We start from the raw sequence: 18,664 nt of genomic DNA, 5'->3' as shown, positions 1-18,664 counted from the left end.
CACTGCCCCCGGCTGAACCCGGCGGTTCCGGAGCCGGAGTCAGCTCCCCAGGTTGGGACGGGTTTCCTCGGACTGTCCCGTGAACGGAGGCTCTTCGACAATGGCCGGATTGCCGCCGGTCGGCCCGGTCCCGCTCGCCGTCGAAGTTTCCCCGGAACCACCCCCGTTTTCCTTTTCGCGGTGCAGGACACCGCTGAGGCGGTCCTGGGCCTTTTTCACGGCGCCGGAGGTCTGCTCCTGCACCGCAGGCATCTTTTCCTTGAGCACCCCCGTGGCCTCGGACACCGTTCCCTGAACCTTGGGGCTGTTCCACAGCTCGTCGGCTTTCACCTTGAGCTTTTCGTAGCTTTCCCGGCCGGCCCTTGTGCCGAGAACGTAGCCGACTGCCATTCCTGAAGCGAAGACGAGTTTGTTTTTCACAATGCTTCCCCTTTCCGAAGTTAACGTGCCCGCCTCGAATCTATCCGGGAGGTGCGGGTTTGTCACAGGTTTCCCGCAGCGGCCAGGGCAGACCTGCAAAACGGGGCTGCTGCCGGTTCAGCTGCGCAGCACCGGCTGCGACAGGGTCTGGAGATACTCAAGGGCCGCCGGTCCGTAGGTCTTCATCGATTCGTCATCGGCGTAGATCAGCAGCCGAAGCCAAGACCCGTAACGGTGCACGCGTGCCAGGCGCAGGGCCGGCTCGAGCGCCGCCTGGAGGTGAGGAAGGGGTGCGTAATCGGCCCACTGCTCCACATAGGCCGAAAGCACCCTGCGCACGCGGGGATCATCAGGGGTTGTCCGCCACTGCTCGCACATCTGGGTCACCGGAACCAGCAGGCAGCTGAAGGGGTGCGCCCAGTATGCGTCGGCGAAGTCGAAGAAGCGCAGCGGATCGGTGCTCGCTCCGGGCAGGAAGGCGTTCTTCGCGTGCAGGTCGTTGTGGTCGAGCGACAGGGGAACCCCGAGCGACCTCAGCTGCTCCACGGCGTCAGCGACCGCGGGCAGCTGGGCGACAACTGCGTCGGCGTCAAGGGCCGAAAGATAGAGGGGGTGTTCAGCCGGCAGCCCGGTGTGAAGCAACAGCTGGTTCTCAACGAAATTGGCTGCGACCTCGGGGTTCATCAGCACAAGGCCGGCACCGGTAAGGCGCTCCCCGTGCGGGATCAGCGTTTTCTGAAGGTCGGCGAAATCGGTGACGATGCGCGCCCACAGCTGGTAGTCGTCGGACTTCAGGGAGGAAAGGGTTGCCCCGTGGTCGGGGGTGATCACCCAGCCGCGGGACGGCTCGATGGCGAGCGGCGCGGCAACATGGTTGGGCGCCAGGTCCGCCAGTGCCGCAAGGATCGACGCCTCGGCGAGCTGGCCGGGGTTGTTCTCCTTGAACCACAGGAGCCCGTGGTCGGTGGGGACCGTGAGCTGGGTCGACCAGAAGCGGATCCTCGGCTGCTCAACGGGCCCGGTCTGCCGGATGGAGAAGGTTTCGAGCACGAGGCTGATCCACTGCTCGGCTTCCCGCCTCCAGTCGGTGCCCGCCCAGAGCTCCCTGAGGTCCGTCACCGAAGGAAACCGGGCGCTGGGTCAGGGGTTGAAAGGCTCCGAAGCATCACCGAACCATTGTTACATCCGTTACACCTGTTGCAGTTGAGGTTTTGCCGCCGATCATGAGGGAAGCCAGCGGCCTGCCCGTGCGGAGATCCTCCTCGATCCGCGCCGCGGCCGCGCGGAGGAAGGGAAGCGCGCGGGACTCGATGTCCTCGGTCCTTTCACCCGAGACCTGGGCCGAGACATTGATGGCGGCCACTGTCCGTCCGGCGCCGTCCCGCACGGGAACCGCGATCGAGCGCAGGCCGCTCTCGAGCTCCTCGTCGACGAAGGAGTATCCGGAGGACCGGACCTTGTCGATGACGTCGCGGAGGTCGCCGGGGCGGTGGACGGTGCGGTGGGTGATCGGCTCGAGCCGGGCCGAGCCGAGGTAGTCCTCAAGCTCTTCCGGCGGCAGGCCGGCAAGCAGGACCCGCCCCATCGACGTGGCGTAGGCCGGGAAGCGGGTTCCCAGGTTGATTCCCACTGACATGATGCGCCGGGTGGGAACGCGGGCCACGTAGACAATGTCGTGGCCGTCAAGGACGGAGGCGGACGTCGACTCCGAGAGCTCCGCTGAGAGCCGTTCGAGGTGGGGCTGCGCGATCTCCGGGAGGGAGAGCCCGGAAAGGTAGCTGTAGCCCAGTTCAAGCACCCGGGCCGTCAGCGCGAACAGGCGTCCGTCCGTGCGGACATAGCCGATCTCCACGAGGGTCAGCAGGAACCGCCGCGCCGTTGCACGCGTGAGCCCGGTCTTGCGGGCAACATCGCTGAGCGTCATCTCGGGATGGTCGGCGTCGAAGGCCCGGATCACCGAAAGCCCGCGGGCCAGGGACTGGACGTACTGCCCGCTGGGAAAGGGCGGGTCAGGGGTCTCTGTCATTGCAACATCCTAGCCGCGGCGGGGTTCACCTCCGCTTGTACGCTTTGCAAACATGTGTTCTGATGGTGAACACTCTATATGAACCAGGTCACAGACGGCGGGCCGGCTTCTCCCCCGGGCAGGCGCCCCGGGTCCCACTTGCTCCCCGCAGCCCCGCCCCGTGTGAAGCAGCCCTCCGGAAGGTAGAACCCATGGTGATTTCAACGACGGACGCCCCGAAACGCCCGTCCCCGACTCCGCCGTCGTGACAACAGACGTGCTCGTTGTCGGTTCCGGACCCGCAGGCTCGGCAGCTTCCCTTTTCCTTTCCTCGCTGGGCGTCGGCAACATCATGATCACCAAGTACCGGTGGACCGCCAACACCCCGCGGGCCCACATCACCAATCAGCGCACCATGGAGATCTTCCGGGACCTGGGCATCGAAGAGCAGGTCCTCGCCGACGCGACGCCCCACGAGATGATCGGCGACACGGTCTTCTGCACCTCTCTGGCCGGCGAGGAACTGGGCCGCATCCTCACCTGGGGCAACCACCCCGCCCGGCATGCCGACTATGAACTTGCCTCTCCCTCGCTGAACTGCGACATCCCCCAGACCTACCTCGAACCGATCCTCGTCCGGAACGCTGCCGAACGCGGCGCGCAGGCGCGGTTTTCCACCGAGTACCTCTCCCACCGGCAGGACGCCGACGGTGTTGACGTGCAGGTCCTGGACCGGCTCACCGGAACCGAATACACAATCAGGGCCAAGTACCTCATCGGGGCCGACGGTTCGCGCTCGAAGGTGGCCGCCGACGTCGGGCTTCCCTACGAGGGCCGCATGGACATCGCCGGGTCGATGAACATCACCTTCAAGGCCGACATCTCCGAACTCGTCGGCCACCGGCCGTCGGTGCTGTACTGGGTGGTCCAGCCCGGCTCGAACATCGGCGGCATCGGCGCGGGGCTTGTCCGCATGGTCCGGCCCTGGAACGAATGGCTGATCGTCTGGGGGTTCGACATCACCAAGGAACCACCCACCGTCACCGAGGAATCCGCGATCGAGATCGTGCGGAACCTGGTGGGGGTCGAGGACCTCGAGGTTGAGATCACCGGCACTTCCCTGTGGGGCAACAACGAGCAGTACGCAACGCACCTGCAGTCCGGCCGCGTCTTCTGCGCGGGCGACGCGATTCACAAGCATCCGCCGAGCAACGGACTCGGCTCCAACACGTCGATCCAGGACTCCTACAACCTCGCCTGGAAGATCGCCGCGGTGCTCAAGGGCCAGGCCGGCGAGGAACTGCTCGACACCTACTCGGCCGAACGCGCCCCGGTGGCCCGGCAGATCGTCAAGCGGGCCAACAAGTCGGGCCGGGAATTCGCCCAGCTCTTCGAGGCACTCGGGATCGACAAGGCCGGGTCCCAGGAGGAGATGAACGCGCTGATCGAATCACGCAAGGACAACACACCCGAGGGGGCCGCAATGCGCGCGGCCATCCAGTCGGCGATGGAAATCAAGAACTACGAGTTCAACGCGCACGGCGTGGAGATGGGCCAGCACTACGAATCGAGCGCCGTCGTCGGCGACGGAACCTCGCCGGTCAACCCGCGCGACCCGGAGCTCTACTACGAGGCAAGCACCTGCCCCGGCGCCCGCCTGCCACACGCCTGGGTCGGCGACAGCCGCACCAAGTATTCAACCCACGACCTCGCCCCCTACGGCAGGTTCACCCTCCTGACCGGCATCACCGGGGGAGACTGGGCCGAAGCCGCACGCAAGGTCTCGGACCAGCTCGGCGTCGACGTCACCCCCGTGGTGATCGGACCGGGGCAGGAGATCACCGACCTCTACTTCGACTGGTCCCGGCTGCGCGGCGTCGAGGAAGACGGCGCCGTCCTCGTCCGCCCCGACAAGCACGTCGCCTGGCGTTCCCACCGGCTCACCAATGACCCAGAAGACTCGCTCCGCAGCGCGCTGCAGGGCATTCTCAGCAGGAGCAACGGCGTATGACACAGCACGCCTCCGGCGGCCCCGCCCGCCTCACGTTCGACCACACAACCCTCGGGCAGCGGGTGATCTTCGGCTACGGGGTGGCAGCCGAAAACCTCCAGGCCGAGGTTGTCCGGCGGGGCGCCCAACGGGTGATGCTCATCTCCTCGGCCTCCGACGCACAGACCACCCGGCGCGTTGCGGGAGGCATCGACGTCGCCCTCACCTACAACGACGTCGCCCCCCACGTGCCGCGTGAGAAGGCCGAAAAGGCGCGGGCCGCCGCAGCGGCGGCCGGGATCGACCTGATCGTGAGCCTCGGCGGAGGCTCGACCGTGGGGCTGGCCAAGGCGGTTGCGCTGACGACGGGCCTTCCCATCATCGCGATCCCCACAACCTATGCCGGCTCCGAGGCGACGAACGTGTGGGGCATCACCGAGGAGTCCCGCAAGACCACGGGCGTGAACGACGCGGTGCTTCCGGCAACGGTGGTGTACGACGCCGAACTGACGCTTTCCCTGCCCCGCGAGCTGTCGATGGCGTCGGGGCTCAACGCGCTCGCACACTGCGTCGACAGCATGTGGGCGCCGCGCGCCGATCCGATCAACCGGGCCCTGGCGGCCGAAGGCATCCGTGCGCTCAACGCCGGACTGCCCAGGATCAACGAAGACCCGGCAGGGCTCGAGGGACGCGAAGAGGCGCTGTACGGTGCGTACCTTTCCGCCGTGGCGTTCGCCTCGGCCGGATCGGGAATGCACCACAAGATCTGCCACGTGCTCGGCGGCGCCTACAACCTCCCGCACGCCCAGACCCACGCCGTCGTGCTTCCCTACGTGCTCGCCTTCAACGCGGCCTCCGCCCCCGATGCGGCGGACCGCATCGCTGCGGCGTTCGGCTCCCCAGGCGCTTCCTCCGGGCTCGCCGGACTGCGCCGGGCGATCGGGGCACCCACAGCGCTCAAGGACTACGGTCTGGTCGAAGAGAACCTTGACGAAGCCGTCGACCTAATCCTGCCGGTGATCCCCGAATCGAACCCGCGCACCCCCACCCGGGACAACGTCGCGCGGCTGCTGCGGGCCGCCTGGGCCGGATCCCCCGCCGAGGAACTTCTTGGAGAACCACAATGATTTCGAACCCCACCACTGGAACCGGCCCCGGAATCCCGCCGGAGCAGCACGCCGTTGAGGAACAGCTCGTCGAGAAGGTGCTCGCCTCCTTCGCCGGGACGGAGAACCCGCGGCTGAAGCAGCTCCTCGAGTCACTGACGCTCCACCTTCATTCATTCATCCGCGACGTGCGCCTGACCGAGGAGGAGTGGGCGGCCGGGATCGGGTTCCTCACGGCGGCCGGAGCCATCACCGATGACAAGCGCCAGGAGTTCATCCTGCTCTCGGATGTCCTCGGCGCCTCGATGCAGACAGTGGCGATCAACAACGAGGCCTACAAGGGAGCGACCGAAGCCACGGTCTTCGGGCCGTTCTTCGCCGAGGACTCCCCGGAAATCCCGATTGGCGGCGACCTCGCCGGCGGGGCACCGGGCCAGCCCTGCTGGGTCGAAGGCAGGGTGTCCGACACTGAAGGCAACCCCGTGCCGGGTGCCCGGATCGAGGTCTGGGAGGCCGACGAAGACGGTTTCTACGATGTCCAGTACGGAGACCAGCGGGTCAGCGGGCGCGCCCACCTTTACTCCGACGCCGAGGGGAACTACGGGTTCTGGGGTTTGACGCCCACCCCCTACCCGATTCCCCACGACGGGCCGGTGGGGAAGATGCTCGAGGCCGCCGGACGCTCGCCCATGCGCGCCTCCCACCTCCACTTCCTGGTGACCGCCCCCAACCAGCGCACCCTGGTGACGCACATCTTCGTTCGGGGCGATGAACTGCTGGCCTCCGACAGCGTTTTCGGCGTCAAGGATTCCCTCGTGAAGGACTTCCTCGAGCAACAGCCCGGAACCCCCAATCCCACGGGCCGGACCCTCGATGGCGCCTGGGCCCGGGCCCGCTTCGACATCGTGTTGGCGCCTGCAGGAACCTGAGTATCCCCGGCCGGTCAAACCAGCCGGAAACGGCACCCCCGGCGGCCGCTTGAGGGGTAGGATGCTGCGATGGCGAGGCTGCTTTCCGCACCGCGTTCACTGGTCGGGGCGCTTGCCGCCGCCGGCGTCGCCGACGCGCGCGACGACGCCACCTCGCGGGCCGTCTACTCCTCCGATGCCTCCCTGTACCGGGCGACACCGTCAGCGGTTGTCTTCCCCCGCACCACCGACGACGTCCTTGCCACAATCGAGGTGTGCCGGGAACGCGGCGTTCCGCTGACAGCCCGGGGCGCCGGAACGTCGATCGCCGGCAACGCGATCGGCACCGGCGTGGTGATGGACTGCAGCAGGCACCTCACGCGGGTGCTTGAATTCGACCCCGCCGCCCGCACCGCCGTCGTTGAGCCCGGAGCGGTCCACGCCACGCTGCAGAAGGTGGCGCTCGCCGAGGGTCTGCGGTTCGGCCCGGACCCCTCGAGCCACTCGCGCTGCACCGTTGGCGGGATGATCGGCAACAATGCGTGCGGGTCCCGCGCACTCGCCTACGGGCGCACGGCCGACAACGTGGCCCACCTCGACGTGATGACCGGTTCGGGGCAGCGGCTTTACCTCGGAGAGGACGGAACGCCCTCAACACCGGTGACCGACCGGCTGCGCTCCCTTGTCGGCAGTGAACTGGGCACCATCCGCACCGAGCTGGGCCGTTTCGGGCGGCAGGTCTCGGGGTACTCCCTTGAGCACCTGCTGCCCGAACACGGATTCGACCTGCGGCGGGCGCTGACCGGCAGCGAAGGCACCCTCGCCGTCATCCTCCAGGCCGGCGTGCGCCTCGTCGACGACGCTCCGCACAAGACGCTGGTGGTCCTCGGGTTCGACACGATCGGAGCGGCAGGCGACGCGGTGACGTCGGTCCTGCCGTTCCACCCCACGGCCTGCGAGGGCCTTGACTCGCGTATCATCCAGGTGGTCCGCACCCGCAAGGGCCCGGGTGCGGTCCCCGAACTTCCCGGCGGGGCCGCCTGGCTTTTCGTTGAACTTTCGGGAGGCGACGCCGCCGAGGTTGCGGACCGCGCACTCAGGGTCAGCAGGCTCGAGGCCGCACGGCATTCCCGCATCATCACCGACCCCCGCCAGGCCACGGCGCTGTGGAGGATCCGGGAGGACGGCGGGGGGCTGGCGGGCAGGTCGCCGGCCGGAGTGCCCGCCCACGCCGGATGGGAGGACTCGGCGGTTCCGCCGGAACGGCTCGGCGACTACCTGCGCGAGTTCGACGACCTGCTGGTTGACCACAACCTCCAGGGATTCCCCTACGGTCACTTCGGGGACGGCTGCCTCCACGTCCGCCTCGACTTCCCGTTCACGCGCGGCGACGGCAAAGCCGTTTTCCGTTCCTTCCTCACCGACGCGGCGCGCCTCGTCGCAGCGTACGGCGGCTCCCTGTCGGGGGAACACGGCGACGGGCGGGCCCGCAGCGAACTCCTCCCGTTCATGTACTCACCGGCCGCGCTGTCCCTCTTCGCCAGGGTGAAAGGCCTCCTCGATCCCGACAACATCCTCAACCCGGGCGTCGTGGTCGATCCCGAACCCCTTGACGCGAACCTGAGGGTGGCCGAAGCGGGCCCGCTGCGAACGGGCCTCGGGTTCCGCTACCTCTCCGACGGCGGCGACTTCAGCCAGGCGGTGCACCGCTGCACGGGGGTGGGACTGTGCCGGGCCGCCCACACCGACAACCGGCAGGTGATGTGCCCGTCCTACATCGCCACCCTCGAGGAAAAGGACTCGACGCGGGGCCGGGCCAGGGCGCTCCAGGAAATGATCAATGGATCAACGGCCCGGGGACGCCCCGGCAGGCCCGACTGGCGCACCCCCGAGGTGCACGAGGCCCTCGACCTCTGCCTCTCCTGCAAGGGGTGCGCTTCGGACTGCCCCACGGGGATCGACATGGCAACCTATAAGGCCGAGATGCTCCACCAAAGCTACAAGGGGCGGATCCGGCCGGCCTCCCACTATTCGCTGGGCTGGCTTCCACGGTGGGCCCGGATCGCGGCGAAGGCGCCGGGTGCCGCCAACGCCCTGATGCGGGTGCCCGGCGTCCGGCACCTGGGCCTCCGCGCCGCCGGCGTCGACCCGCGGCGCGGCATTCCCGCGTTCGCGCCGCAGACCTTCTCCGCCTGGTTTCGTTCCCGGACCCCCGGGCCGCCCACCGCAGCGCGGAACGCCGGGCCCGTCCTGCTGTGGGCCGACACGTTCACCAACCACTTCTCCCCGGAAGTCGGCAAGGCCGCGGTGCGGGTACTTGAATCCGCAGGCTACGCCGTCCAGCTACCCAGTGAGCCGCTGTGCTGCGGCCTCACCCTCATCTCCACCGGCCAGCTCGACTCCGCCCGCAAGACCCTTGGTGCAACCGTCTCGGTGCTCGCCGGCGCAGCCGACCGCGGGGTTCCCATCGTTGGCCTCGAGCCCTCGTGCACGGGGGTCCTGCGGGCCGATGCGGCCGAGCTGCTGGGTCCCGGGGCCGCGGACCGCGTGGCGGAGTCCACCTTCACCCTGGCCGAGATCCTCACGAAGACCCCAGGCTACAGCCCGCCCCCGCTTGCCGGAACCACTGTTGTCGCCCAACCACACTGCCACCACCATGCGGTGATGGGCTGGAGAGCCGATGCCGCACTGCTCGAGGGTGCCGGCGCTTCCCTGCAGAAGCTGGGCGGGTGCTGCGGCCTGGCCGGGAACTGGGGGGTGGAGCGGGGCCATTACGAGGTGTCGGTGCTTGTCGCCGAACAGCAGCTGCTGCCCGCGGTCCGGGCCGCGGAATCCGACGCCGTGGTGCTGGCGGACGGGTTTTCCTGCCGCACCCAGCTCGAAGACCTCAGCACCCGCCGGGGGATCCATCTGGCCCAGCTGCTCGACCGGGCACACAGCGACGAGCCCTGAGCGCGCAGGGCGCTGCGCGTTCACGGCTCGTCACTGGCGCGGACCACGCCCTCCGCTACTGCCCCGCCCCGGCGCCGGCCTCGGCGTCCGCCTTCCGGGCAGTGAACAGCAGGTATTCCCATTGCATCGTCAACCCCGAATTCCCCTCGGCGGCGTTGAAGCCGGCAGCCAGGTCGGTGAGGGCCGTATCGAGCGCGGTGACCTTCGTTTCATCGTCGGCGAGGAATTTATAGACCGATATCGTCGGACCGTAGTGGGTCTTGAAGTAGTGAAGGAAGTCCTCCGGCCGGTGGAAAATGTCGATCGACACGGTCTGCTTCCGCGTCTGGACGTCGGTGACCCGCCCGCCGATGAGTTCGCGCACGTGGTCCTCGCTGCCCCACAGCGGCGGCGGCTGCGCGCCGGGCGGAGGCGGAGGCGCATACGGCTTCATGGCGGCGAACATCTTCCCGATGAAGCCCTCGGGCGTCCAGCTCAGCAACCCGATCGTTCCACCCGGCTTGCAGACCCGCACCAGTTCATCCGCCGCCGCCTGATGGTGCGGGGCGAACATCACCCCCACGCACGACATCACCACATCGAATTCACCGTCCGCGAAGGGCAGGGCCTCGGCGTCCCCCTCCCTCCAGTCGAGGGAGGCGCCGCGGGAGGCCGCCTGCTCGCGGCCGGCGTCGAACAGTTCCGGCGTGAGGTCGCTGGCCACCACCTCCGCGCCCATCATCGCGGCAGGAATCGCCGCATTGCCCGCACCGGCGGCCACATCAAGGACCCGCTGGCCGGGTCGGACGCCGCACGCCTCAACGAGGATCGCCCCGAGGTCCGAAATCAGCTCACTGGCCAGGGTAGGGTAGTCGCCCTGTGCCCACATGGCGCGGTGCCGTTGCTTAAGCGCCCGGTCCGCCTCGATCTCATCAGTCTTCTCACTCATTTTGCACCCCTCCGCTGCTGTCATTGGCAGCGCGCTGCTCGGCAGCGGAGGCTGCGATGCGAATATTTTGCGGCGCAGGGGCGGGGTTGTAAAGGTTTTTGGGCAGCACCCTTCGGATCTTTTCCTTGAGCGGGCGCGTCCCGCCGCGCACCTACTCGGGGGTGACGTAGGCGCCGGAAATACCGCCGTCAACGAGGAAGGTTGAGGCGGTGATGAACGAGGAATCGTCGCTGGCCAGGAAGGCGACGGCGGCCGCAAGCTCCTCCGGTTCCGCGAAACGGCCAAGCGGAACATGGATGAGGCGCCGGGCGGCCTTCACCGGATCCTTCGCGAAAAGCTCCTTCAGCAGGGGTGTGTTCACGGGGCCGGGGCAGAGGGCGTTGATCCGGATCCCCTGGCGGGCAAATTCGACGCCGAGTTCCCGGCTCATGGCGAGGACGCCCCCCTTCGAGGCGCTGTAGGAGATCTGCGAGGTGGCCGCCCCCAGGACCGCAACGAAGGACGCGGTGTTGATGATGGATCCCTTGCCCTGCGCCTGCATGTAGGGGATGGCGTACTTGCAGCAGTAGAACACCGAGGTGAGGTTGACCTCCTGGACCCTGCGCCACGCGTCAATGCCGGTTTCGAGGATCGAGGCGTCGTCGGCGGGGGCGATGCCGGCGTTGTTGAAGGAGACGTCAACGCGTCCGTAGGCCTCGTGGGTCACCGCGTAAAGGTTCTTCACGTCCTCTTCGCTCGTCACGTCGACCTTCACGAAGAGCCCGCCGACCTGTTCGGCCGCGCGGAGGCCGGCCGTGGGGTCGACGTCGGCGATGACAACGCGCGCTCCTTCGGCGGCGAAGCGGCGGGCCGTCGCCAGGCCGATGCCGCTTGCACCACCGGTGATGACGGCGCTGCGGTCCTTGAGGCGGTTGGAGATAACTTCCATGGTTCTGCTTTCCTTCTGCTGCATCGGCGTTACGAGCGGGTGGAGATGAAGACGTTCTTTGTTTCGGTGAAGGCGTCAAGGGCGTCGGGGCCAAGCTCGCGCCCCAGCCCCGACTGCTTGAAGCCGCCGAACGGCGTCGAATACCGCACCGAGGAATGGGAGTTGACCGAGAGGTTTCCGGATTCCAGTCCCCGGGCCATCCGCAGCGCCCGGCCGACGTCGCTGGTCCAGATGGATCCCGAAAGCCCGTAGATCGAATCGTTGGCCAGGCGGAGGGCGTCGGCTTCATCAGTGAAGGGGACAACCGCCACAACGGGGCCGAAAATCTCCTCGCGCATCACCCTGTCGGCGGGATCCGGGGTCAGCACCGTTGGCGGGAACCAGAACCCCTTGCCGGTCGGCGCGGTGCCCTGGAACGCGACGGGGGAGCCCTGCGGAACAAAGCCGGAGACGGTGCGGTGCTGGGCGGCGGAGATCAGCGGACCCATGAACGATGCCTCGTCGCGGGGATCGCCGACCCGCAGGGACTTCACTGCGGGTTCGAGCAGCCTAAGGAACTTCTCGTAAACGGTGCGCTGGACAAGGATCCGGGACCGCGCGCAGCAGTCCTGGCCGGCGTTGTCGAAGGCACCCCCGGGCGCGGCGGCTGCCGCTGTTTCGAGGTCGGCGTCGTCGAAGATGATGTTGGCGCTCTTGCCGCCGAGCTCAAGGGTGACGGGCTTCACCTGATCGGCGCAGCCGGCCATGATGCGCTTGCCCACGGCGGTGGAGCCGGTGAAAACCACCTTCCGCACGGCCGGGTGGGTGACGAACCGCTCTCCGACGACCGAGCCCTTGCCCGGGATGATCTGAAGCACCCCGTCGGGGAGTCCCGCCTCCCGTGCCAGCCGGCCGATCCGTACCGCGGTCAGCGGTGTCAGTTCGGCGGGCTTCAGGACGACGGTGTTTCCCGCGGCGAGGGCGGGAGCGAACCCCCAGGCCGCAATGGGCATCGGGAAGTTCCACGGGACGATGACCCCGACAACGCCAAGGGGTTCGTGGAAGGTGACGTTGATCCCTCCTGCCACGGGGATCTGCTGGCCGAGGTGGCGTTCCGGTGCGGCGGAATAGTAGGAAAGCACGTCGCGGACATTTCCGGCCTCCCACCGGGCGTTGCCGATGGTGTGGCCGGCGTTGCGTACTTCAAGCTGGGCGAGGTTTTCGAGGTCGGCGTCAACGGCGGCGGCGAACCGGCGCAGCAGCAGTGCCCGGTCGGCGGGTGCAACGTGGCGCCACGTCTCGAAGGCCGTTGCGGCTTTCGAGATGGCGCGGTCGGTGTCCTCCACGGTGGCGAGGGCCACCGTTTCGATGACCTCTTCGGTGGCCGGGTTCAGTACGTCAAACATGGTGCTGGACATCCATTGACCTCCCTGCTCGTTCCTTCCGGTAGGTGCGTGCCGCCTCGATGAACCCTTCGAAGAGCCGCAGGTCGCCCGGGTTCTGTTCGGGGTGGAACTGCACCCCCAGCACCCAACCGCCCGATGACGCTTCGAGGGCCTCGACGGTTCCGTCCGCCGCTGCCGCTGTCACGCGGAGCCCGTCACCGATGCGGTCGATGGCCTGGTGGTGGTAGCAGGGGGCGCTGGCCCGCGGTCCCAACAGCTTTCCGCTGATGCTTCCCGGTTCCGTCGTGAAGTCGACGCTGCCGTAGACGCCGGGTGCGGGCTGGTAGCGGGCTGCGGGGTTGACGTCCGGAAGGTGCTGGATCAGCGAGCCGCCCAGGGCCACGTTGAGGACCTGGGCTCCGCGGCAGATTGAGAAAAGGGGGACCTCCGCGGCCAGCGCCGCGCGGGTCAGCGAAATGTCGTGAACGTCTCGGGCCGGCTGGGACTGCGTCAGGTCATGCGGTTCGGCCCCGTAGTGTTCGGCGCCGACGTCGGGACCTCCGGAGATGATGAGGCCGTCGAGCAGCTCAACGATCGAAGGGTCGGTGCCAAGGGGCGGAAGGAGCACCGGCGTGCCGCCGGCGGCCACAACCGCCTCCACATAGGTTCCGGGAAGGATAACGGCGTCCGTCCTCCAGGCACTCCATGCTGCCTCCTGGTAATAGGTGGTCAGCCCGATCCGGGGGCGGTAGGTGTCAAAGACGTTCGAAGACACGCTTGCGCTCCCAATCCGTGACGGCGCTGTCGAAGGCCTTCAGTTCCACATCGGCGGCATGCACGTAGTGGCCAACCACCTCGTCCCCGAAGGCCTTGCGGGCGATCTCGCTGTCGGCCAGCAGCGCCCGCGAGTCGCGCAGGTTTGACGGAATCCGGTCGGCGTCTGACTCGTACGCGTTGCCGGTGGTGATCGGCTCAAGGGGAAGTTCGTTTTCGATGCCGTGGACGGCTGCGGCAATGAGCGCGGCAGCCGCGAGGTACGGGTTGACGTCCCCGCCGCCCACCCGGTTTTCAACCCGGAGGCCCGCCCCGTGCCCGACAACCCGCAGCGCGCAGCTGCGGTTGTCGAGCCCCCACGCGATCGCGGTGGGCGCGAAGCTGCCCTCGACAAACCGCTTGTAGGAGTTGATGTTTGGCGCAACGAAGTAGGCCAGTTCCTTGAGGGAGGCCAGCTGGCCGGCCACGAAGTGCTCCATGACCGGGCTGAAGCCGTGCTCGCCGTCGCCCGCAAGCACCGGGTTGCCCTCAAGGTCGGTGAGGCTGAAGTGGATGTGGCAGGAGCTTCCCTCGCGCTCGTTGTACTTGGCCATGAACGTGATGCTTTTCCCCTGCTGGGCTGCGATCTCCTTGGCCCCGTTCTTGTAGAAGGCGTGATTGTCGCAGGCCCTCAGCGCTTCGGCGTACCGGAAGGTTATTTCCTGCTGCCCGAGGTTGCATTCACCCTTTGACGATTCAACGATGAGCCCGGCCGCTTCCATCTCGGTGCGGATCCTGCGGATCACCGGCTCCAAGCGTGCCGTGGCAAGCAGCGAATAGTCGATGTTGTAGCGGGTCGAGGGGGTCAGTCCTTCATAGTTCTTGTGCCAGGCCTCCTCGTAGCTGTCGTCGAACATGATGAACTCCAGTTCGGTGCCGATGTGGGCGCGGTAGCCCAGCGCCTCAAGCCGTTCGATCTGGGCGCGGAGGATCTGCCGGGGCGACTGGCTGACCGGCCGCCCGTCGAGCCACAGGATGTCGCATTGGATCATGGCGGTGCCCTGCAGCCAGGGGACGAGCCGCAGCGTTGAGAGATCCGGCTGCATGACCATGTCCCCGTAGCCGTTCGCCCAGGAGGACATTGCGTAGCCGTCCACGGTGTTCATTTCAACGTCAACGGAGAGGAGGTAGTTGCATCCTTCCGCCCCGTGCTCCAGAACGTCCTCGATGAAGGACCTGGCTCCACACCGCTTGCCCTGGAGGCGGCCCAGGGAGTCGGTGATTGCCACAACAACGGTGTCGATTTCGCCCGCAGCCACCTTGTCCCTGAGTTCTTCAACGCTCAGCTGGGATTGTTGGGCGTTTCCTGGCATCTGGTTTGTCATTTGATTCCCGTGACTTCCGTTTCGGTTTCGAGGGGAGCCGGCCGGCACGCGGCGGCCGGCCGGGATTGCCTTCAGCTCTTGAGTTCCGCCTCCGCAGCAGCAAGGCGGGCGAATTCCTCTTCGGGGGCGCCGGCGACGATGCGGTGGCGGCTGTAGAACCAGTAGTAGAGCAGTGCGGCACCAAAGATCGCCGCTGTGATGGATGCCGCAAGCACATCGACGACGAAGGTCGCGACGACGGCGATCGCGGCGAGGATCAGTGCGGCCGAGCTCGTTACGACACCTCCGGGCGTCCGGTATCCCCGGGGAAGATCCGGTTCTTTCCTCCGCAGCACGATATGGGAGAGGTTGAGCAGGACGTAGGAGACGGTTGCGCCGAACACGGCGATGTTGATGAGCAGGCCGCCGTTGCCGGTCACGGCGGCAAGGATGAAGCCGATGGTGCCCGGGACGATGAGCGCCCAATAAGGGGTGCGCCGCCTGCCCGTCAGCGACAACCACTTGGGGAGGTAGCCGGCCCGCGAAAGCGCGAACAGCTGCCGGGAGTAGGCGTAGATGATCGAGAAGAAGCTGGCCACGAGTCCTGCCAGGCCCGCGTAGTTGACGAAGTCGGCCAGGGCCGTGTTTCCTCCGTAGGCGACGCGCAGCGCCTCGGGGAGGGGGTTGTCGGAGCCGCTCATCGCCGAGGATCCGGCCGCGCCCGGAACCAGGACGAGCATCAGGGCCCCGAAGACCACGAGGATCACGATGGCAACGATGATGCCGCGCGGCATGTCCTTCTTCGGATCTGCTGTTTCTTCGGCGGCCAGAGGCACGCCCTCGACGGCGAGGAAGAACCAGATCCCGTAGACGAGGGCACCGACGGCGCCGCTGATGCCCATCGGCAGGAAGGCGCTTGAGGCAGGGGAGCCATCGGGCACGATGTCGAAGAGATTCGCTGCGTTGAAGTGGGGGATCAGGCCGACGACGACAGCGGCAAGGGCCACGACAGCGATGACGGTGATCCCGAAGATCAGCCGGAGTGCTTCACCCACACCGCGCAGATGGATCCCCACGAAGATCGCGTAGGTCACCAGGTAGACCGGCCAGGAGTTCGTGAGCCCGAAAAGGCCGAGGGCCTCGATGTAGCCGCCGATGAATATCGCGATGGCGGCGGGCGCCACGGCGTACTCGATGAGCACCGCCATGCCCGTGGCGAACCCGCCCAGCGGGCCCAGCGCCCGCCGCGCGAACCCGTACCCCGCACCGGCGGCGGGAAGCGTGGAGGACAGTTCGGCCAGGGCGAAGACCATGCACGTGTACATGATGCCCATCAGCACGAATGCGATGAGGAGCCCTCCCCAGCCGCCCTCCGCGAGCCCGAGGTTCCACCCTGCGAAGTCCCCGGAGATGACGTACGCGACCCCGAGGCCTGCCAGCAGTACCCACCCTGCTGCTCCGCGCTTCAGCTGGCGGTGCTCAAGGTACCCTTCGTCGCCCGAGGGCGGGTTGGAGGATGACATGGAAATCCCTTCTTCCAAGGGGCTAATGGTCTGTTATTAGTCCATAAATTTGACTTCAGTGTGGTGTACATCACCCTCTGCGTCAAGAGGGGCCACTTCGCAGATGCCCGCCGTAGTGAGCCGGAATATCGCATCGGTACTCCGCCAGCCGGAATAGGATGGGGGAATGGAGAAGGAATCGTTTGAGGCTCCCGCCCTGTTTCTCCGCCCCGTTCGGCATGGAAACGCCTTCGAAGAAACCATTGAACGGCTTCTTCGGAGCATTAAGCTGGGATTATTTGCGGCAGGGGATAAGCTCCCCGCTGAGCGGGAACTGGCTGAGCTGCTGGGTGTGTCGCGGGCGACCCTGCGCGAGGCCCTGTCAGAGCTCCAGAAGGCCGGATACGTCGAGGTGCACCGCGGGCGGTATGGCGGTACATACATCTCCAAGCGGGGACCGGTGGAGCCGGGGGAGCAGGCCGAGCTCGATCCCGTTGAGGTTGAGGATGTGCTTGTGTTCCGCAACGTGCTCGAACCGGCTGCGGCGTCCCTGGCCGCCAAGGCCCGGCTTTCGCCCGCACAACGCAGGCACCTGCTGGACACGCTGGCCGAGGTGGCCAACGCGACGGCCGATGCCTACCGGCCGAAGGACGCGAGGTTCCATGTGGCTATTGCTGAAATCGCCGGTTCTCCCAGCCTTGCCGCCGCGGTGGCCGACGTCCGCGCCCGGGTCAGCGACCTCCTTGACCGCATACCCTTTCTTGAACCCAACCTTGAGCATTCCAACCGCCAGCACCAGACGATCGTCGACGCAATCCTCCGCGGCGATGACAAGGAAGCCTACCGAAGAACCCAGGACCACCTGCAGGGAACGGCCTCGCTCCTTCACGGGTTTCTTGGCGTGTCCGGATCGCCGGCATCGCCCTCCCGGTCGGCCGGAGGGAAATCAGCGCGGTAGGGAATGCGTCATCTGCCGGTTCAATCCAGCCCCATGGCGCTGCGGACCTCCGTGAGGATGTGAAGCATGAACGCCTCGGCCGAATTGGCGTTTCCCGCAGCCACTGCCTTCGCGACCCCTTCATGCGCATCAAGCGCCTCAGGGCTTGGATGGAAGGGCATGAGGCCCTGCCGGGTGCGGCCCGTAAGCACCTCTTCGACAATTGCGTCGAGTGCCGCGAACATTTCGTTGCCGCTGCTGTGAAGCAGGAGGCGGTGGAAGGAGATGTCGGCTTCAAGGAACGCCTCAAGGTTGCCTGCCTCCCCTAAACGCCTCAGTTCGGCGGCCAGCTCGGTCAGCTGCTCGCGCTCGGCCGGACCGGCGTGCCGGGCGGCTCCCGCCGCCGCGATCGGTTCGACGGCCAGGCGCAGTTCGGTCAGGCTCCTGAACTGCTCGGCCCGGCGCGCGGACGCCAACCGCCACCGGACAAGCTTGGGATCGAAAACGTTCCACAGCTTCCGGTCCTGCACGACGATGCCCACCCGGCGCCGTGAATAGACGAGGTTGATCGACTCAAGGACGCGCATTGCATCGCGGGCCAGTGTCCGGGAGACGCCGAACTGCTGCTGGATCTCCTCAAGGGTCAGCCGGCGGCCCGGGGCGAGTTCACCGGCGACGATTGCTTCTCCAAGGGCCTCAAGGACCTGGTGATGGAGGGCTGGCACGTAGACGCCCGTTACGGGCCCGGTGCGCGGTGTCTCCGCCATGGCCTGCCTCTCTGTGCTACGCATCGCACCCAACGAGAATACCGACATATTTCGTCAAAGGTATGACCAGTTTGAGGAAAGGTAGTACCAATCAGCCTGAAAGTGCTATCTTGTTGATCGCGGCCATCGCCCGCGGTCCTGCCAAGTCAACGACGCCTTTCGGAGCAGAGCATGGAGCATCCTCCAGTCCACCTTGTAGTGATGGGTGTTGCCGGTTCCGGCAAGACCACGATCGCCACCGCACTCTCGCAACGCCTCGGCTGGTCCATGGCCGAAGCCGACGAGTTCCACCCGCAGGCCAACATCGAGAAGATGAGCCATGGCATTGCGTTGGACGACGAAGACCGCTGGCCCTGGCTGCGGAGCATCCGCGATTGGATGACCGGCCAGGCCCAGGCGGGACACAGCACCGTGCTCACCTGCTCGGCGCTCAAGCGAAGCTACAGGGACCTGTTGGCCACGGCTGACGGCTCAGTCCTCTTCCTCCACCTCACCGGCGATCCGGCACTGCTTGCCGAACGCATGCTCGGACGCTCCGGCCACTTCATGCCGCCGACGCTGCTGCCGAGCCAACTGGCGGCCCTTGAGCCGCTCGACGACGGCGAACTCGCCGCCGGCAGCATGGAACTGGACATCAGCCACACTCCCGAGCAGCTGGTCGAGGAGATCATTGCGGCACTGAAACGCCGCAACGGCGGGGGACCGCTGCCTCCCTCGGCGCTGTGATCCCCTTATCCGCC

The 18,664-nt window shown here is 67.0% G+C and carries 16 protein-coding genes; 6 read left to right on the top strand and 10 right to left on the bottom strand.

What is annotated here, in order from left to right; genetic code table 11:
• Positions 1–39: 39 nt before the first annotated feature.
• The 3 genes from AC4D14_RS13180 to AC4D14_RS13170 all read right to left on the bottom strand — a co-directional run bounded on the left by AC4D14_RS13180 (position 40) and on the right by AC4D14_RS13170 (position 2,446).
• Complete coding sequence (locus tag AC4D14_RS13180) at positions 40–420, bottom strand: YtxH domain-containing protein (protein ID WP_490902988.1); 381 nt, start codon at positions 418–420, stop codon at positions 40–42.
• Between the two features lie 117 nt (positions 421–537).
• The gene (locus AC4D14_RS13175) at positions 538–1,539 is read right to left on the bottom strand and encodes a phosphotransferase family protein (protein ID WP_490902986.1); all 1,002 of its coding nucleotides are present in this window, start codon (positions 1,537–1,539) and stop codon (positions 538–540) included.
• A gap of 46 nt (positions 1,540–1,585) precedes the next feature.
• Positions 1,586–2,446, bottom strand: a complete 861-nt coding sequence (locus tag AC4D14_RS13170) for an IclR family transcriptional regulator (protein WP_490902984.1) — start codon at positions 2,444–2,446, stop codon at positions 1,586–1,588.
• Between the two features lie 244 nt (positions 2,447–2,690).
• Between AC4D14_RS13170 and AC4D14_RS13165 the strand changes: the two genes are divergently transcribed.
• From AC4D14_RS13165 to AC4D14_RS13150, 4 genes are all read left to right on the top strand, one after another.
• Positions 2,691–4,436, top strand: a complete 1,746-nt coding sequence (locus AC4D14_RS13165) for an FAD-dependent oxidoreductase (RefSeq protein WP_490902982.1) — start codon at positions 2,691–2,693, stop codon at positions 4,434–4,436.
• Positions 4,433–5,542 carry a maleylacetate reductase gene (locus AC4D14_RS13160; protein WP_490902980.1) on the top strand — a complete coding sequence of 370 codons (1,110 nt, stop codon included), beginning with the start codon at positions 4,433–4,435 and terminating at the stop codon, positions 5,540–5,542. The genes AC4D14_RS13165 and AC4D14_RS13160 overlap by 4 nt, the downstream gene beginning before the upstream one ends.
• Positions 5,539–6,450 (top strand): intradiol ring-cleavage dioxygenase, encoded by a 912-nt coding sequence (locus tag AC4D14_RS13155; protein ID WP_490902978.1) that lies wholly within the window; start codon positions 5,539–5,541, stop codon positions 6,448–6,450. Before AC4D14_RS13160 ends, AC4D14_RS13155 begins: the two co-directional genes overlap by 4 nt.
• A gap of 69 nt (positions 6,451–6,519) precedes the next feature.
• Positions 6,520–9,381, top strand: a complete 2,862-nt coding sequence (locus AC4D14_RS13150) for an FAD-binding and (Fe-S)-binding domain-containing protein (RefSeq protein WP_490902976.1) — start codon at positions 6,520–6,522, stop codon at positions 9,379–9,381.
• 55 nt (positions 9,382–9,436) lie between these two features.
• Here AC4D14_RS13150 and AC4D14_RS13145 read toward each other — a convergent pair whose 3' ends face one another.
• From AC4D14_RS13145 to eat, 6 genes are all read right to left on the bottom strand, one after another.
• Positions 9,437–10,309, bottom strand: coding sequence for a class I SAM-dependent methyltransferase (locus AC4D14_RS13145; protein ID WP_490902974.1), 873 nt, complete (start codon positions 10,307–10,309; stop codon positions 9,437–9,439).
• 151 nt (positions 10,310–10,460) lie between these two features.
• Positions 10,461–11,237 carry a 3-oxoacyl-ACP reductase gene (locus tag AC4D14_RS13140; protein ID WP_490902972.1) on the bottom strand — a complete coding sequence of 259 codons (777 nt, stop codon included), beginning with the start codon at positions 11,235–11,237 and terminating at the stop codon, positions 10,461–10,463.
• Positions 11,238–11,266: 29 nt separating this feature from the next.
• Positions 11,267–12,634: an aldehyde dehydrogenase family protein gene (locus AC4D14_RS13135; RefSeq protein ID WP_490902970.1), complete on the bottom strand. Its 1,368-nt coding sequence runs from the start codon at positions 12,632–12,634 to the stop codon at positions 11,267–11,269.
• A complete protein-coding gene (locus AC4D14_RS13130) occupies positions 12,615–13,376 on the bottom strand; it encodes a gamma-glutamyl-gamma-aminobutyrate hydrolase family protein (protein WP_490902968.1) in 762 nt (253 codons plus the stop codon). The genes AC4D14_RS13135 and AC4D14_RS13130 overlap by 20 nt, the downstream gene beginning before the upstream one ends.
• On the bottom strand, positions 13,357–14,739 hold the full coding sequence (locus tag AC4D14_RS13125) for a glutamine synthetase family protein (protein WP_490902966.1): 1,383 nt from the start codon (positions 14,737–14,739) through the stop codon (positions 13,357–13,359). Before AC4D14_RS13125 ends, AC4D14_RS13130 begins: the two co-directional genes overlap by 20 nt.
• A 71-nt stretch (positions 14,740–14,810) precedes the next feature.
• Positions 14,811–16,241 carry an ethanolamine permease gene (gene eat, locus AC4D14_RS13120; protein ID WP_490902964.1) on the bottom strand — a complete coding sequence of 477 codons (1,431 nt, stop codon included), beginning with the start codon at positions 16,239–16,241 and terminating at the stop codon, positions 14,811–14,813.
• A 166-nt stretch (positions 16,242–16,407) separates the two neighbouring features.
• Here eat and AC4D14_RS13115 point away from each other — a divergent pair, with 166 nt between their 5' ends.
• On the top strand, positions 16,408–17,178 hold the full coding sequence (locus AC4D14_RS13115; RefSeq protein WP_490902962.1) for a FadR/GntR family transcriptional regulator: 771 nt from the start codon (positions 16,408–16,410) through the stop codon (positions 17,176–17,178).
• Between the two features lie 20 nt (positions 17,179–17,198).
• On the opposite strand, the gene AC4D14_RS13110 is transcribed toward AC4D14_RS13115, so the two are convergent.
• Positions 17,199–17,924 carry a FadR/GntR family transcriptional regulator gene (locus AC4D14_RS13110; protein ID WP_490902960.1) on the bottom strand — a complete coding sequence of 242 codons (726 nt, stop codon included), beginning with the start codon at positions 17,922–17,924 and terminating at the stop codon, positions 17,199–17,201.
• A 171-nt stretch (positions 17,925–18,095) separates the two neighbouring features.
• Between AC4D14_RS13110 and AC4D14_RS13105 the strand changes: the two genes are divergently transcribed.
• Complete coding sequence (locus AC4D14_RS13105; RefSeq protein WP_490902958.1) at positions 18,096–18,650, top strand: gluconokinase; 555 nt, start codon at positions 18,096–18,098, stop codon at positions 18,648–18,650.
• Positions 18,651–18,664: the final 14 nt, after the last annotated feature.

The sequence above is a fragment of the Arthrobacter sp. TJ-254 genome (assembly GCF_058269175.1).
The sequence above is the reverse complement of the archived record's forward strand: the minus strand, read 5'-3'. Positions and strand labels throughout refer to the sequence as shown.

Bases quoted from the DNA above. Each gene is read 5' to 3' on its own strand.
- AC4D14_RS13170 (WP_490902984.1), bottom strand. From the start codon at position 2,446: ATGACAGAGACCCCTGACCCGCCCTTTCCCAGCGGGCAGTACGTCCAG.
- AC4D14_RS13160 (WP_490902980.1), top strand. From the start codon at position 4,433: ATGACACAGCACGCCTCCGGCGGCCCCGCCCGCCTCACGTTCGACCAC.
- AC4D14_RS13155 (WP_490902978.1), top strand. From the start codon at position 5,539: ATGATTTCGAACCCCACCACTGGAACCGGCCCCGGAATCCCGCCGGAG.
- AC4D14_RS13150 (WP_490902976.1), top strand. From the start codon at position 6,520: ATGGCGAGGCTGCTTTCCGCACCGCGTTCACTGGTCGGGGCGCTTGCC.
- AC4D14_RS13145 (WP_490902974.1), bottom strand. From the start codon at position 10,309: ATGAGTGAGAAGACTGATGAGATCGAGGCGGACCGGGCGCTTAAGCAA.
- AC4D14_RS13140 (WP_490902972.1), bottom strand. From the start codon at position 11,237: ATGGAAGTTATCTCCAACCGCCTCAAGGACCGCAGCGCCGTCATCACC.
- AC4D14_RS13135 (WP_490902970.1), bottom strand. From the start codon at position 12,634: ATGTCCAGCACCATGTTTGACGTACTGAACCCGGCCACCGAAGAGGTC.
- AC4D14_RS13125 (WP_490902966.1), bottom strand. From the start codon at position 14,739: ATGACAAACCAGATGCCAGGAAACGCCCAACAATCCCAGCTGAGCGTT.
- eat (WP_490902964.1), bottom strand. From the start codon at position 16,241: ATGTCATCCTCCAACCCGCCCTCGGGCGACGAAGGGTACCTTGAGCAC.
- AC4D14_RS13115 (WP_490902962.1), top strand. From the start codon at position 16,408: ATGGAGAAGGAATCGTTTGAGGCTCCCGCCCTGTTTCTCCGCCCCGTT.
- AC4D14_RS13110 (WP_490902960.1), bottom strand. From the start codon at position 17,924: ATGGCGGAGACACCGCGCACCGGGCCCGTAACGGGCGTCTACGTGCCA.
- AC4D14_RS13105 (WP_490902958.1), top strand. From the start codon at position 18,096: ATGGAGCATCCTCCAGTCCACCTTGTAGTGATGGGTGTTGCCGGTTCC.